Origin of the sequence: Streptococcus infantis (assembly GCF_019929665.1) — a bacterium.
In the GTDB taxonomy this organism is placed as follows: Bacteria; Bacillota; Bacilli; order Lactobacillales; family Streptococcaceae; genus Streptococcus; species Streptococcus infantis_H.
Genome location: NZ_JAHZPZ010000001.1, coordinates 496,732 through 510,891 on the forward strand (window position 1 = coordinate 496,732; position 14,160 = coordinate 510,891).

At 35.5% G+C, this 14,160-nt stretch carries 11 protein-coding genes; 5 read left to right on the forward strand and 6 right to left on the reverse strand.

What is annotated here, in order from left to right; genetic code table 11:
* The first annotated feature begins 16 nt into the window (after nt 1-16).
* The 4 genes from K1I61_RS02345 (at nt 17) to K1I61_RS02360 (ending at nt 5,060) form a co-directional block, all read left to right on the forward strand.
* A complete protein-coding gene (locus K1I61_RS02345) occupies nt 17-1,009 on the forward strand; it encodes an alpha-ketoacid dehydrogenase subunit beta (protein ID WP_049548449.1) in 993 nt (330 codons plus the stop codon).
* A gap of 215 nt (nt 1,010-1,224) precedes the next feature.
* On the forward strand, nt 1,225-2,268 hold the full coding sequence (locus K1I61_RS02350) for a dihydrolipoamide acetyltransferase (protein ID WP_223333047.1): 1,044 nt from the start codon (nt 1,225-1,227) through the stop codon (nt 2,266-2,268).
* 39 nt (nt 2,269-2,307) lie between these two features.
* On the forward strand, nt 2,308-4,011 hold the full coding sequence (lpdA, locus tag K1I61_RS02355) for a dihydrolipoyl dehydrogenase (protein WP_223333053.1): 1,704 nt from the start codon (nt 2,308-2,310) through the stop codon (nt 4,009-4,011).
* Between the two features lie 59 nt (nt 4,012-4,070).
* A complete protein-coding gene (locus K1I61_RS02360) occupies nt 4,071-5,060 on the forward strand; it encodes a lipoate--protein ligase (protein ID WP_223333055.1) in 990 nt (329 codons plus the stop codon).
* Nucleotides 5,061-5,130: 70 nt separating this feature from the next.
* On the opposite strand, the gene xerS is transcribed toward K1I61_RS02360, so the two are convergent.
* The 3 genes from xerS to K1I61_RS02375 form a co-directional block, all read right to left on the reverse strand.
* Nucleotides 5,131-6,201 (reverse strand): tyrosine recombinase XerS, encoded by a 1,071-nt coding sequence (gene xerS / locus K1I61_RS02365; protein ID WP_223333058.1) that lies wholly within the window; start codon nt 6,199-6,201, stop codon nt 5,131-5,133.
* A 96-nt stretch (nt 6,202-6,297) separates the two neighbouring features.
* Nucleotides 6,298-6,558, reverse strand: a complete 261-nt coding sequence (locus tag K1I61_RS02370) for an adenine-specific methyltransferase EcoRI family protein (RefSeq protein WP_223333060.1) — start codon at nt 6,556-6,558, stop codon at nt 6,298-6,300.
* Nucleotides 6,559-7,086: 528 nt separating this feature from the next.
* Nucleotides 7,087-8,061, reverse strand: coding sequence for an Abi family protein (locus tag K1I61_RS02375; protein ID WP_223333061.1), 975 nt, complete (start codon nt 8,059-8,061; stop codon nt 7,087-7,089).
* Between the two features lie 744 nt (nt 8,062-8,805).
* On the opposite strand from K1I61_RS02375, the gene K1I61_RS02380 reads away from it, so the two are divergent.
* Complete coding sequence (locus K1I61_RS02380; protein WP_223333062.1) at nt 8,806-10,041, forward strand: Abi family protein; 1,236 nt, start codon at nt 8,806-8,808, stop codon at nt 10,039-10,041.
* Nucleotides 10,042-10,878: 837 nt separating this feature from the next.
* Here the strand turns inward: K1I61_RS02380 and K1I61_RS02385 are convergent.
* Genes K1I61_RS02385 through ylqF form a run of 3 tightly spaced genes read right to left on the reverse strand, consistent with a single transcriptional unit; the run spans nt 10,879 to nt 14,062 of the window.
* Nucleotides 10,879-12,429, reverse strand: a complete 1,551-nt coding sequence (locus K1I61_RS02385) for a ClC family H(+)/Cl(-) exchange transporter (RefSeq protein ID WP_223333070.1) — start codon at nt 12,427-12,429, stop codon at nt 10,879-10,881.
* Nucleotides 12,430-12,444: 15 nt separating this feature from the next.
* The gene (locus tag K1I61_RS02390) at nt 12,445-13,224 is read right to left on the reverse strand and encodes a ribonuclease HII (RefSeq protein WP_223333072.1); all 780 of its coding nucleotides are present in this window, start codon (nt 13,222-13,224) and stop codon (nt 12,445-12,447) included.
* On the reverse strand, nt 13,211-14,062 hold the full coding sequence (ylqF, locus tag K1I61_RS02395; RefSeq protein ID WP_223333073.1) for a ribosome biogenesis GTPase YlqF: 852 nt from the start codon (nt 14,060-14,062) through the stop codon (nt 13,211-13,213). Before ylqF ends, K1I61_RS02390 begins: the two co-directional genes overlap by 14 nt.
* Nucleotides 14,063-14,160: the final 98 nt, after the last annotated feature.

The window sequence follows — 14,160 nt, forward strand, 5'->3', positions numbered from 1 at the left end:
GGAGAAGTAGAGAAATATGGAAACAAAATTAATGTCTTTCCGCGATACCATTATCCTTGCAATGTCTGAGGAAATGCGTCGCGACGAAAATGTACTCTTGATGGGTGAAGATGTAGGTGTCTTTGGTGGAGACTTTGGTACATCTGTAGGTATGCTTGAGGAATTTGGACCAGAACGTGTTCGAGACTGTCCGATTTCTGAAGCAGCTATTTCTGGAGCAGCTGCTGGTGCTGCTATGACTGGACTTCGTCCAATCGTTGATATGACTTTCATGGACTTTTCTGTTATTGCCATGGATAATATCGTCAACCAAGCTGCTAAAACTCGTTACATGTTTGGTGGTAAAGGTCAAGTACCAATTACAATCCGTTGTGCCGCTGGTAACGGAGTAGGTTCTGCAGCTCAACACTCCCAATCTTTGGAATCATGGTTTACCCATATTCCTGGTTTGAAAGTTGTTGCTCCAGGTACTCCGGCTGATATGAAAGGACTTCTCAAGTCTTCTATTCGAGACAACAACCCTGTTATCATTCTTGAATACAAATCAGAATTTAACCAAAAGGGTGAAGTACCGGTAGATCCTGACTATACCATTCCACTTGGCGTTGGTGAAATTAAACGCGAAGGAACTGATGTAACTGTTGTAACATACGGTAAAATGCTTCGTCGTGTTATGCAAGCTGCTGAAGAGTTGGCTGAAGAAGGCATCTCAGTAGAAGTAGTAGACCCACGTACTTTGGTTCCACTTGATAAAGAAATCATCATTAACTCAGTTAAGAAGACTGGAAAAGTAGTTCTTGTCAACGATGCCCACAAGACAAGTGGTTTTATCGGTGAAATTTCAGCTATTATCTCAGAATCAGAAGCATTCGATTATTTAGATGCACCTATTCGCCGTTGTGCAGGTGAGGATGTACCAATGCCTTATGCACAAAATCTTGAAAATGCAATGATTCCAACAGTTGAAAGCATCAAAGATGCAATCCGTAAAACTCACAACAAACAATAATACATAATATAAATTATGTAAATAAATTAATCGGACGAGATGCTTTGTATCTATAGATGCAAAGTTCTCTACGTCCTTAGTATCTTAGATTAGAGCACGGGCTAAAAGCTCGGAAAAAAGATAAATCTCCTTGACTTCATCGAAGTCTGTGTTGATTTCCTATTTTTCGGTTGCTTTTAAACGCCCTTTGCATCATAAATAGAATAGGAGAGGTCATGGCTGATGATAAGCTAAGAGCGACTCCTGCAGCTAGAAAATTAGCGGATGATTTAGGAATTAATCTCTACGATATTTCTGGCTCAGGCGCAAACGGTCGTGTCCACAAAGAAGACGTGGAAACATTTAAAGACACTAATGTGGTTCGCATTTCACCACTTGCAAAACGAATTGCCCTTGAACATAACATTGCATGGCAGGAAATCCAAGGAACTGGTCATCGTGGCAAGATTATGAAGAAGGATGTTTTAGCTTTCCTTCCGGAAAATATTGAAAACGATACAATCAAGTCACCTTCTCAGATCGAAAAAGTGGAAGAAATTCCAGATAACGTAACTCCTTATGGGGAAATCGAGCGTATTCCGATGACACCAATGCGTAAGGTTATTGCTCAACGTATGGTTGAATCTTACTTGACTGCACCAACCTTCACGCTTAACTATGATGTCGATATGTCTGAAATGCTTGCCCTTCGTAAGAAGGTCCTTGATCCAATCATGGAAGCAACTGGTAAGAAAATTACCGTTACAGACTTGCTTTCACTTGCGGTTGTTAAGACGCTTATGAAACACCCGTACATTAACGCTTCATTAACTGAAGACGGTAAGACAATTATCACTCACAACTATGTCAACCTTGCGATGGCTGTAGGAATGGATAATGGTTTGATGACGCCAGTTGTTTATAATGCTGAAAAATTGAGTTTGTCTGAGTTAGTAGTTGCCTTTAAAGATGTTATCGGACGTACTTTGGATGGTAAACTAGCTCCTAGCGAGTTGCAAAATTCAACCTTCACCATTAGTAACTTGGGAATGTTTGGTGTTCAATCATTCGGTCCAATCATTAACCAACCGAACTCAGCAATCCTTGGGGTTAGCTCAACAATTGAGAAACCAGTTGTTGTTAATGGTGAAATCGTGATTCGTCCAATTATGAGTCTTGGTTTAACAATTGACCACCGTGTCGTAGATGGTATGGCTGGTGCTAAGTTTATGAAAGACTTGAAAGCTTTAATTGAAAACCCAATCTCAATGTTGGTTTAGAGAATTTATTTTTAGAAATATAGATAAAGGAAGTAAGATATGGCCTTAGAAGTAATTATGCCAAAAGCAGGCGTGGATATGACAGAAGGACAAATCGTCCAATGGAATAAAAAAGTCGGAGAATTTGTAAAAGAAGGAGAAATCCTTTTGGAAATCATGACTGACAAAGTCAGCATGGAATTGGAAGCAGAAGAAGACGGTTACTTGATCGCTATCCTGAAAGGGGACGGCGAGACTGTTCCTGTTACTGAAGTTATCGGTTATCTTGGTGAAGAAGGGGAAAATATCCCAACAGCTGGAGCAGCTGCACCAGAAGCTAGCCCAGCACCTGCAGCAAGTGCTTCGAACGATGATGGTAAGAGCGATGATGCTTATGATATCGTTGTTATTGGTGGTGGACCTGCTGGTTATGTTTCTGCCATTAAAGCAGCTCAATTAGGTGGTAAGGTCGCTCTTGTTGAGAAATCTGAACTTGGTGGAACATGTTTGAACCGCGGATGTATCCCAACTAAAACTTACCTTCATAACGCTGAAATTATCGAGAATATCGGTCATGCAGCCAATCGTGGTATCGTGATTGAAAATCCTAATTTCACAGTTGATATGGAGAAACTTTTGGAAACTAAATCTAAAGTTGTCAATACCCTTGTAGGTGGTGTTGCAGGACTTCTTCGTAGCTATGGAGTTGATGTTCATAAAGGTATCGGTACTATTACTAAAGATAAGAATGTTTTGGTAAATGGTTCTGAATTGCTTGAAACTAAGAAGATTATCCTTGCTGGTGGTTCTAAAGTAAGCAAAATCAATGTTCCTGGTATGGAATCATCTCTTGTGATGACTAGTGATGACATCCTTGAAATGGATGAAGTACCAGAAAGCCTTGTGATCATTGGTGGTGGAGTTGTCGGTATCGAGCTTGGTCAAGCCTTCATGACATTTGGTTCAAAAGTTACGGTTATCGAAATGATGGACCGTATTGTTCCAGCAATGGATGCTGAAGTATCTAAAAACCTTCGCTTGATTCTTGAACGTAAAGGTATGACTATCTTGACAGGTACTAAACTTCAAGAAATCATCGAAGAAGATGGCAAACTTCGTATCAAGGTTGAAGGAAAAGATGATATCATCGCAAATAAAGCCCTTCTTTCAATCGGCCGTGTTCCAGACCTTGAAGGAATCGGAGAAGTTGAGTTTGAGTTAGACCGTGGTCGTATCAAGGTTAACGAGTACATGGAAACTTCTGTTCCTGGTATTTATGCACCAGGTGATATTAACGGTACTAAGATGTTGGCTCACGCTGCCTTCCGTATGGGTGAAGTAGCTGCTGAAAACGCCCTTAAAGGAAACCACGCTGTTGCCAAATTGAACTTGACTCCTGCAGCTATTTACACACTTCCAGAAGTAGCAGCAGTTGGTTTGACAGAAGAACAAGCTCGTGAAAAATATGACGTCCAAATCGGTAAATTCAACTTTGCTGCAAACGGACGTGCCATTGCATCAGATGCAGCTCAAGGATTTGTTAAAGTCATTGCAGACAAGAAGTATGGTGAAATCCTTGGTGTTCATATCATTGGTCCTGCTGCTGCAGAGTTGATCAATGAAGCGTCAAGCATCATCGAAATGGAAATCACTGTTGAAGAAATGCTTAAGACAATCCACGGTCACCCAACATACTCTGAAGTTATGTACGAAGCATTTGCTGATGTTCTTGGAATGGCTATCCATTCACCTAAGAAAAAATAAAAATTGATAGACTAGACTGGAATTATTTTTCCAGTCTCTATCGTATTAGAAGGTACCTTATGAAATACATTATCAATCATTCAAACGACACTGCTTTTAATATTGCTTTAGAGGAGTACGCTTTTAAGCATCTTGTTGACGAAGATCAAATCTTCCTTCTTTGGATTAACAAACCATCTATTATTGTAGGACGTCACCAAAATACCATCGAAGAAATTAACCGTGACTATGTACGCGAAAACGGTATTGAAGTAGTCCGTCGGATCAGTGGTGGTGGTGCTGTTTACCATGATTTGAACAACCTTAACTATACCATCATTTCAAAAGAAGATGAAAACAAGGCCTTTGACTTCAAGAGCTTCTCTACTCCAGTTATCAATACCTTGGCTGAACTTGGTGTTAAAGCTGAATTTACAGGCCGTAACGACTTAGAAATCGACGGTAAGAAATTCTGTGGAAATGCACAAGCCTATATCAATGGCCGCATCATGCACCATGGTTGTCTTCTCTTTGACGTAGATTTGTCAGTCCTAGCTAACGCACTTAAAGTGTCTAAAGATAAGTTTGAATCAAAAGGGGTTAAATCAGTACGTGCTCGTGTAACTAATATTATCGATGAATTGCCAGAAAAGATCACTGTTGAAGAATTCCGTGATTTACTCTTGGAATACATGAAAAAAGAATACCCTGAGATGACTGAGTATGTATTCTCAGATGAAGAATTGGCTGAAATCAATCGCATCAAAGAAACTAAGTTTGGAACTTGGGACTGGAACTATGGGAAATCACCTGAATACAATGTCCGTCGTGGAACTAAATTCCCAAGCGGTAAGGTTGAAATCTTTGCGAATGTTATTGAGTCAAAAATTCAAGACATCAAGATTTACGGTGACTTCTTTGGTATCGAAGATGTTGCAGCAGTAGAAGATGTTCTTCGTGGCGTTAAATACGAACGTGAAGACGTCCTCAAAGCCCTTCAAACCATTAACCTAGGTCGTTACTTCGCAGGAATAACTGCAGAAGAAATTGCCGAAGCTGTTGTAGAATAAACAAAAAAGAAGTTGGTTTTTCCCAGCTTCTTTTTTGTAGCTATTATTTACATAGTTTATATTATGTAAATTATAAACTATCTAAGGCATTTTTCTGTTCGTCATTAACGATATGCGTATACAAGTCCGTTACCTGTGTGCTAGCATGTCCCAGCTGGTGGCTGACCAAAACTTGGGATTTGGTTGCATCATAGAGACGGGTTGCAAGAGTATGGCGTAGTTTGTGGGGAGTTACGCGGACTTTAAAGTCTTCTGAATACTTGGCCACCATCTTTTCAACACTAGAAGCATCAATCCGGTTTGGAACACCTCGATACAAGGTTAAGAAGAGAGCTGTATCAGTCTTTTTTGTCTTATAACGTTTGTCTCGAATAGCAAGATATTGCTCTAAATAGGGCTTAGCAAAGGCAGCAACATTGACCGAGTCTCTCTTTCCACCTTTTCGAGTGACGTCAATCACCATCATCTTAAGATTGAGATCTCGAAGATCTAGGTTAACTGCCTCAGAGAGACGGACACCAGAGGCAAGAAGGAGTGCGATAATGGCTAAATCTCGCTCCTTATTCTTGTTAAAGGACGATAAGGCTCGATTTGAGAGAGTTTTAGGGTATTCCTCATCTATATAATTCAAAAATCCCTCTGTTTCATCCCCTAAAAAGAGCTTTTGCTTGATATTTTCAGCTCGGGCCGCCAAGGTTTCTTTCTTTTTCTTGGTAGAAACCTTCTTCATGACATTACGGTAGAAATAAGGTTCACCTTGTTCATTTTCAACTTCCTCGGTCAAATACTTATAAAGACTAGACAATGCAGATAAAGTACGGTTAATTGTTGTTTGAGAAACTCCGTTTTTGGTTGTATTAGCATTAAGCAAAGGTCGTTCCCGTAAGTAAAGAATAAAAGATTCCATGTCCTTCTTGGTCATGTGCTCCAGAACTTCTAAGGGAATATTGGCCATGGTGTCAGCATCTGATATGCCAGATTCTAAAACCCAAGTAAAAAATCGATCATATTCCTTTAAGTATTCGTACAAGGTCGTAAAACTGTATGGAACAGCCAGTTTCGATTGATAGTATTCTAGAACATACCAGGGCATGACTTGTTTGAGTTTATCGATACGTTCTAATAAGATCTCGCGTTTCATATTTCTCTCCAAATCTTTCTATACTAGTAGTATAGCATAGCTAGATATATTTTTCAAGAAAATTATAGTTTTTCGGAAAGATGTTATAAGGGAGACTTAGGAATATTCAAATAAGATAACAGTAAGTTTTATAACCAAAAATTTTTTTAAAGCTAATCGTTCAAAGTTTGCGGCAAAATATCTTGTGAAGTTCGACCATTCTGGATCATCGCAAGGTAAAAGTATAGTTTTCCCGTTAAATACTTTGGGGTTAAAATCAATATAAGAATTCATTTCTCTTTCGATGTCAGAGTATAAAGTATAGAATTCATCATTTTTATCACTCATTGCTGTATGTAGAGCTAAGTTTGCAGCCATTTGATCTCCTCTCTTTTTTAGGAAATAAAAGAAAAATATAGAATCGTTGTATTTAGTTTTAAAAATATACTCAAAATTCTCTTTTAATTAACAAACGATTTGTTAATTAAAAGTATTGTATTTATATCGTTTTCTCTTATATTGATTCAATGATATACGTACACTTAAACAATCATAATTTAAGTAAGTGTATTAGATGTTTAAATGTTTCTCTCTATTTTGTGCCATTTCACTTTACACTATATCATTAATTAATAATATTTTACTAGAAAAAACATGCTCATAGATCAAAAGTAAATTGAATTTTTTTGAAGATAAAGTAAGGGACATAATTTCAAAATTAGATACAATAAAAAGAAAGAACAATACTAGTTCTTTCTCGATATCAGATTTCAATCTCACTAAGGTGGGTTCAAAGAGCCTTCCTTGTTTAATTCAATTATTTTTTTCTAATTAAATAAACTTTACAGAGATTTTTTAACACAAACTACGTCACTTTATTGTATCTCTCCAGATTCCTCTTTAAATTCAGTAGTTACCATTCGCAAATGTAGCTAAATCTAACGCAGTAGTCGAATTTGCAAAACCTATGATATTAGAATTCAAATCAGCTTTATAAACATTAGAATCTTTGCAAATTGTAGCAATATTACTCCTAATAGGCTTCCACCTATACTTTTTATTTATTTCATTTACTAAAGTTATTGTAATCAAAATTATAGTGGCGACTTTATGAACTACTATTTTGTTGCCATTGCTATCTGTCGTAGTATATAAAAATTTATCTTTCCATTTATTACGTATTAAGGGCTTTGTTTGCAAATTGATATCAATGATGTTGGCATTGTGAGCGCAAACATTCCTAGCAAAGTTTAAACATTTAAGCCATGATAACAACTCTTTGAATGAACAGTTATAAAATTTTGCTAATTCATTTTGATTTTTGGTACTCATTATTTTTATTAAGTGAACTAGCTCACCAAACATTAAAACTTCAGTTGCAATCCAAATTGTTGGAAATCCTTCAGAATTCAAATTCCTTCTATCAGCTAGAACTGAGAGGGACGATTTTTTTACGGTTTTAAGTAAATCTTTTTTAAAATAAAACTGTTTCTTTTCTAGCTCAAATTTGTTGTAATCTTTTTTATTTGCCCATTTATCAAATTCTAAATACCCATAAGAGCCATATCTATTCCCTAAAATGAAAGAAATATTTCTTTTTATTGATACTTCTATTTTTTCAATGGCATGAAGAAGATGTATTCTTAAATTTTTGTCTTGATAATATCTTTTAACAATGTCTTCAAATGTAATGTTGGAATATTTCAACACAGGTACATTACCGTACATTGTTATACTTGAATAAGGTTTAGCGAAATCTTTAAGCCTATAATAACTAATGTGCTTAAGTTTCTCTAAGGCTTTATTTTTGTCTGTTATGAAAACACCTCTCCTATAAAAGAGATCAAGTTGGTCTTCAATTTTTAAAGATTTTGGTTCCATATATGCTCCCGAGAGTAAAATAAAAGCCCTCATGTCAGAACGTGTCTGCCTTTACGGAATGAGGGGATTGTCTTCATAAGTCTATTCTACTACACCCAATGATAATTGTCAAATTACTACTTGTAACACAATATGTAGTGATTTTCAATGATAACTTGAAGTTTATAAATAAAAAAATCAATATCTTGTGTCTTGGCTGAATCTTTGTTAAAAAAATTTTTAAATTTTTTGAACTTTTTTTCTATCAAATACCCATCTTATACTTTAATTTATTTTATCATCCCATAATTTAGCAGCATCTGGAAAAATGAAATCATGAGTCTTGAAATACTCTTCTCTTACCACATTTACCCACTTATTTATCATGTTTGTTGCAACTAGAGCATCACCAGATGGATACACGGTTAAAAGCAAACTTGTAAGTTGTGCTAAAGTAATTGCGAAGTGTTCACCTGGAGTAGTTAATCCATAATCAGTATGCCCAACAGTTCGAATATGTCGTATTTTTTTGATAAATATAAAATCCAGCGTTCCATTTTAATCTTATTAATTTTCATACCTTACAAAGCAACGACCTTATTTTTACTAGTTCGATTTTTGAAATTTTTCACAATAAATAAACTCTGAATTATTTTATCCTGTTTCGGTTTGTTATATGTGATATAATATAGATAGAGAGAATGCTGATTTATGAAGCACCTTTCAGGAAATGTAAAATATGTTAAGGAAAAATAATATCCAAAAATGAAAAATAAGCTTTTTAAAGACATTCCTGATCAAAGAAAAATTCAATCCCAAAGAGGACTTAAACGCATCAATGAGTCAATATTTGATGAGTATATAAAACAGAATAATTATTTTAATGCTATTAATGGTTTTGAAACACTTTTTTTGAGTGATAAAAAATCTAAAATTTACCATAAAAATATTTCTTTTAATGATTTTAGACGAGTGTATAATCTAGATAAGCAAATTTCTAAGGAATTATATAAGCAACTAGCTTTAGTTGAATTAGCACTTAGTTCTAGTATTTCTTATCATTTAAGTAAGTCTTATTTTGGTAATTTTGGTACAATTACTTCAAATTTAAACACTTTCTACCTTGATATTAGTCATTATTCTATTCCTAATCAAAATTCTGGTCCAGCTCATTTAATTAATTATTTTTATAACTATGATATTCAAAAAAATGAAGTATATAATAGCCATAAATTTTTTAAAAAATATGTCCAGAAAGACGTTTTTGCGTTTAATGTCTATTTCACTGGTACTTGTACTTATCATAATAAATTAGGTAATCAGAAATTATTTTTTGATGGAGAATTTAGAGGAAAATTTGGAGGTATCGAAAAAAACAGATTCAAAGGAAAATTTGTAGTTGATTCAGCACAGTCTTCAGCTTTGCAAAACTTGTCTAATAATCAACAATTAACAAATTTTAGAATGAAAGAATGCACTGGAGACTTTATTAGTTTAAGTTACAGCGATTACTGCAAATTTAAGTACCCATATGTAGCAAAATATGAATATCCACCTATATGGGTAGTTATTAACACTTTGATGCTAAATGATTTGATTGTACTATTTTTAGGTCTAGACTTTACTATTCAAAATAATATTATGAAAGATTTAGGTTTTGTAGGGAGTCCATCTTCTAAGAAAGAAGAGTTTATAAATTATCTTGAAATAATGAGAGAAGCTAGAAATTGTGTTGCACACTATGGTCTAATTTCTCGAATTCGAACTCCTGAAAATTTGATTCTAAATACTAATTTAGTTCGTCGCCTAAAACTGAATCCTAAAATTAATAATTCTAATGATTTAAAGAAAATTGCTTTATTTGATATATTGAAAGTACTAAACGAGGTTACCTTATTCGATGTTAGAAGAATCAGAAAAATACTTTTAATATATTTTTTGAAAAATATTATTCAGTTAAAATGGAAAATTAACAAAAATTTTCTAAAAAGAGTGAAATAAAAGTGTTGACAATATTATACGATACTGATATAATGTTCACATAATTGAATTGCCGAGACGGCGTGAGTGCCTTAATGATGGGTACTCTAAATGAAGCTCCAAGTTTATTGGAGCTTTTTTATATTCAACCAGCGTATATACTGGGAGATCTGATTGAGGGCTGTTAATTATTATTAACTGCATTGCTTATTTCTTCACTTTGCATTGTCCCAAGTCTATTGAAAGTGCCTTGTGAAGAAGGATGAGTAACTTCATTAGCAAGTTGATATTGATATCGCCATAAATTTGATGGAAAATCAGCCTTGTTTTTTATATCATCAAATCGTATAAATTTCTTTTTAGGATTAAATTCACCACATGCTCTAGCCCATTCATAACTTTCTTCTGAATTTCGAGAAGAGATATACGATTCTGCAACTCAAAAATATACTTTTGAAATTGATACAAAGAATAAAATAAACTAATCATTATGAACAATAAATAACCCTATTCAAAAGTACAAAATAAAAATAAAGTACATTTTTTAATCAATGTACTTTATGCTTCTATCCCAGTATTATCAAGACTTTAGACTATGTAAGGTCAATTGTTCATAAATTTTTAGTTTTCTATACAATTCTAAAAAACGTCTAGATTAGCTAAGTGAATTATAGATCATTAATTTATTGACTTAAAAAATTTCTAAAGCTTCTCCAGTTTATCAGAATAAAATAAAAAGACTCGATACCATTATTTAGGAATCGAGTTTTTATTCATATGATTCGGTCTATCATTTTAATTGCTAATTTTAGACCAACAATACATAAGACATAACATAAGTTATGTAAACAACTAATTCTACAACAATAAATCTTTCACTTTTCCAATTTCACTTTTTGGAATCACGAGATGAATCATATCACCTAGATACATCCTTGTAGATCCATTAACTGTCTTACTTTTCCCATTATGTACTTGGGTTGTGATGAGTACGTTGTGTGGTAAATTGAGTTCATGTACCTGCTTACCAGCAATTTTATCTGAAACTGGAATTTCAATTAGGGTAATTTCTCCATCATCAGCTGCTGATTCAGGTAACATTTTCTCCAACATGGCTTCATAGACAGGGGCTCCTTTGAGCAGATCCATAACAATATAAGCAACTAAGGTCACCATACCTAAAGGCATGAGATTACGGATATCACCGACCATCTCAGTCACAAGAATCATAGCTGTCAAAGGTGCTTTTGAGATAGCACCAAAATACCCACTCATTCCAAGAATCACAAAGATAGGAAATTGCTGCTGGCTAACAAGGCCAAGATTGACACAAATAACACCGACCAGAGCTCCAAGTAAGGATCCTAAAGCTAAAATAGGTAGGAAAATTCCACCTGGTAGTCCACTTCCATAACTGATCATGCTCCAGATAAAGCGAATGATGAAGTAAATTAAGAGAATTTTAAAACTAAAATCTTGTTCTGTTAAGGATAATACGATTTGATTTCCCCCACCAAGTATCTGTGGTAGGAAGATTCCTACTGGAATGATAAGAAGAAAAGCTAGAATAGGATAATAGGCCTTATCTAGATGAATTTTTTGACCAACCCAATCATATACTTTCCCGACATTCAGAACGGCTTTCTCATATAGATATCCAGAAACTCCAAGAAAAATCCCCATAACCAGATAAATCCAATATTGACTAAGACTCATTTGAGGAATATTATCAGGCATATCAAGCACAGGTGTTAAGCCAAAGATGAGAAGGGAAACAAAGTTTGCTACTAGACTAGCAGCTAAGGTAGAAACCCAGAAGAATCGTGAAAAATGGTGATAGACTTCTTCTACTACAAATAATAACCCCGCAATCGGTGCATTAAAGGCTGCAGCAAGTCCAGCCGCAGCTCCACTAGCAATCAAAGAACGCTCCTCAACAGGGCTAGACTTGAGCCATTTAGCAATTCCTTTTCCTCCAGCGGCACCTAGCTGAATACTGGGACCTTCACGACCGAGCATGAGCCCACTCGCAATGGCCAAAATACCTAGAATGTATTTCTTCCAGAGGATACTCCACCAATTGAGAGACATGAGACCTTTTAACTCCGCTTCAACTTGAGGAATACCAGAACCTTTGATATCTTTTTCTGAACGTGTTAATTTGGCACTAAGTAAGCAAATGAGGATATAAAACAATAAAATGATCAATAGATTCCGTATCAGATTCTCTTGGTCATGATAAAATCCTTGAACGATATGAAAGCCTTTTTCGATCAAAAATCGAAATGATCCTACAATAATTCCTACGACTAATCCGACAATAATACCTCGCCCAACTTGAGCTAAGATCGTACTGGACGCGAAAGCAAATTCTTTCTTGGAACTTAGTATTTCCGACTGTTCCTCCATAATTCTCTCCTTTAATTATCTTTTACTAGTTTCTGAAATGGTCGTTTTAATCGGTTCAAAACTGGTGCGATGAATAGGTGTGACACCGTGCTTTTCAATTCCTTCTAGATGCTTAGCAGTTCCATAGCCAGCATTTTGAGCAAAATCATAGCCTGGAAATTCTTCGTCATAGTTAGCCATGATCTTATCTCTGGTAACTTTAGCTATAATCGATGCTGCTGCAATAGATAAGGAGTTGGCATCCCCTTTGATGATGGATGTCTGAGAAAGCGGCAAATCCAACTTCATAGCATCAATCAAGAGGTGCTCTGGTTGAGGTTCAAGTTGAGAGATAGCTTCCTTCATGGCTAGTTTCGTCGCTTCATAGATATTGACTTGGTCAATGACATGATTGTCCATAATCCCGATACCGATTGCTAGGGCATTCTCTTTGACAGCCTGATGAATCTCCTGGTGTTTTTTCTTAGGAATTTTTTTGCTGTCATTTAAACCTTTAATTTTACAATTTTGAGGTAAAATCACTGCAGCAGCCACCACTGGACCAGCTAGCGGACCACGTCCAACCTCATCTACACCTGCAATTAGGTTTATCCCTTGAACGTAAAGTTCTTTTTCATATCGAAGCATAGATTCTAAGCGAAGATTTTCATCCATTTCCGCTTGGATGGCCTTTTTACGCTTTTCAATTTCCTTTTGTACACCTGAACGAGAATCTTTTTCAAATTCCTTAAATAAAGGGCTTTCAAAATCAGTTATCTTTGCTAATTCTTCTTTGATTTCTTTAATCGTTGCCATTGAGATCATCCAATGTATCTAATGTGTAATTACCCAGTTTTCCATCACGAACTTCTTTGACAAAGAGATTGTAAAAACGATCGTAATCATCACGGAAACCAAGGATACGCGTCATGTCCATGATAATCTCTGGAGCCTCATCGTCCAGATTCATTTGTTTAAAACGTTCTTGAAGCTTTTCAGGATAATGGGTTTTAAAGTAATTGAGACCGAAAATCGTTACCTCATCCATTGGAAGTAACTGATCCTTAATTGCTCCCGTAAGCGCGAGTTTGAGTGCAACAGTTTCATCTTCAAATTTTGGCCAGAGAATCCCTGGAGTATCCAAAATTTCTAAATCCTTATTGGTTTTAAGCCATTGCTGGCCTTTTGTCACACCAGGTTTATTACCAACTACAGCAATTTTCTTACCAGCTAAACGGTTCATCAGAGTAGATTTACCAGCGTTTGGAATCCCGATAATCATGGTGCGTAAGGTTTCAATTTGAATTCCACGTTCTTTTTGACGAGCAATCTTATCTGTCATGAGTTTCTTAGCAGCATCCGTTACTACTTTTACTGTTATTTGTTCCTTAGAGTTGATAGCAAGTGTCTGAATACCTTGTGATTCAAAGTGCTGACGCCACTCTTTTGTTAAAGCTGGGTCCGCAAGGTCTGCCTTGTTTAGAATCAATAGTCTTGGCTTATCTCCGATGATTTTAGTCAGCATCGGATTTTGACTAGACAAGGGCAAACGTGCATCTACTAAAACTGTCACAAAATCAACAAATTTTAAATTTTCCTGGACCTGACGTCGTGCTTTGGACATATGCCCAGGAAACCATTGAATAGTTGCCATTTTATTTCCTTTTCTTCATACAAACTTATTCTATAAAACATAGATGATTACTGACTATTTTACCATATTTTGGCTAATTTTGCAGATGAATGATGTCT

Coding starts and splice junctions, on each gene's coding strand:
- K1I61_RS02345 (WP_049548449.1), top strand. CDS start 17: ATGGAAACAAAATTAATGTCTTTCCGCGATACCATTATCCTTGCAATG.
- K1I61_RS02350 (WP_223333047.1), top strand. CDS start 1,225: ATGGCTGATGATAAGCTAAGAGCGACTCCTGCAGCTAGAAAATTAGCG.
- lpdA (WP_223333053.1), top strand. CDS start 2,308: ATGGCCTTAGAAGTAATTATGCCAAAAGCAGGCGTGGATATGACAGAA.
- K1I61_RS02360 (WP_223333055.1), top strand. CDS start 4,071: ATGAAATACATTATCAATCATTCAAACGACACTGCTTTTAATATTGCT.
- xerS (WP_223333058.1), bottom strand. CDS start 6,201: ATGAAACGCGAGATCTTATTAGAACGTATCGATAAACTCAAACAAGTC.
- K1I61_RS02370 (WP_223333060.1), bottom strand. CDS start 6,558: ATGGCTGCAAACTTAGCTCTACATACAGCAATGAGTGATAAAAATGAT.
- K1I61_RS02375 (WP_223333061.1), bottom strand. CDS start 8,061: ATGGAACCAAAATCTTTAAAAATTGAAGACCAACTTGATCTCTTTTAT.
- K1I61_RS02380 (WP_223333062.1), top strand. CDS start 8,806: ATGAAAAATAAGCTTTTTAAAGACATTCCTGATCAAAGAAAAATTCAA.
- K1I61_RS02385 (WP_223333070.1), bottom strand. CDS start 12,429: ATGGAGGAACAGTCGGAAATACTAAGTTCCAAGAAAGAATTTGCTTTC.
- K1I61_RS02390 (WP_223333072.1), bottom strand. CDS start 13,224: ATGGCAACGATTAAAGAAATCAAAGAAGAATTAGCAAAGATAACTGAT.
- ylqF (WP_223333073.1), bottom strand. CDS start 14,062: ATGGCAACTATTCAATGGTTTCCTGGGCATATGTCCAAAGCACGACGT.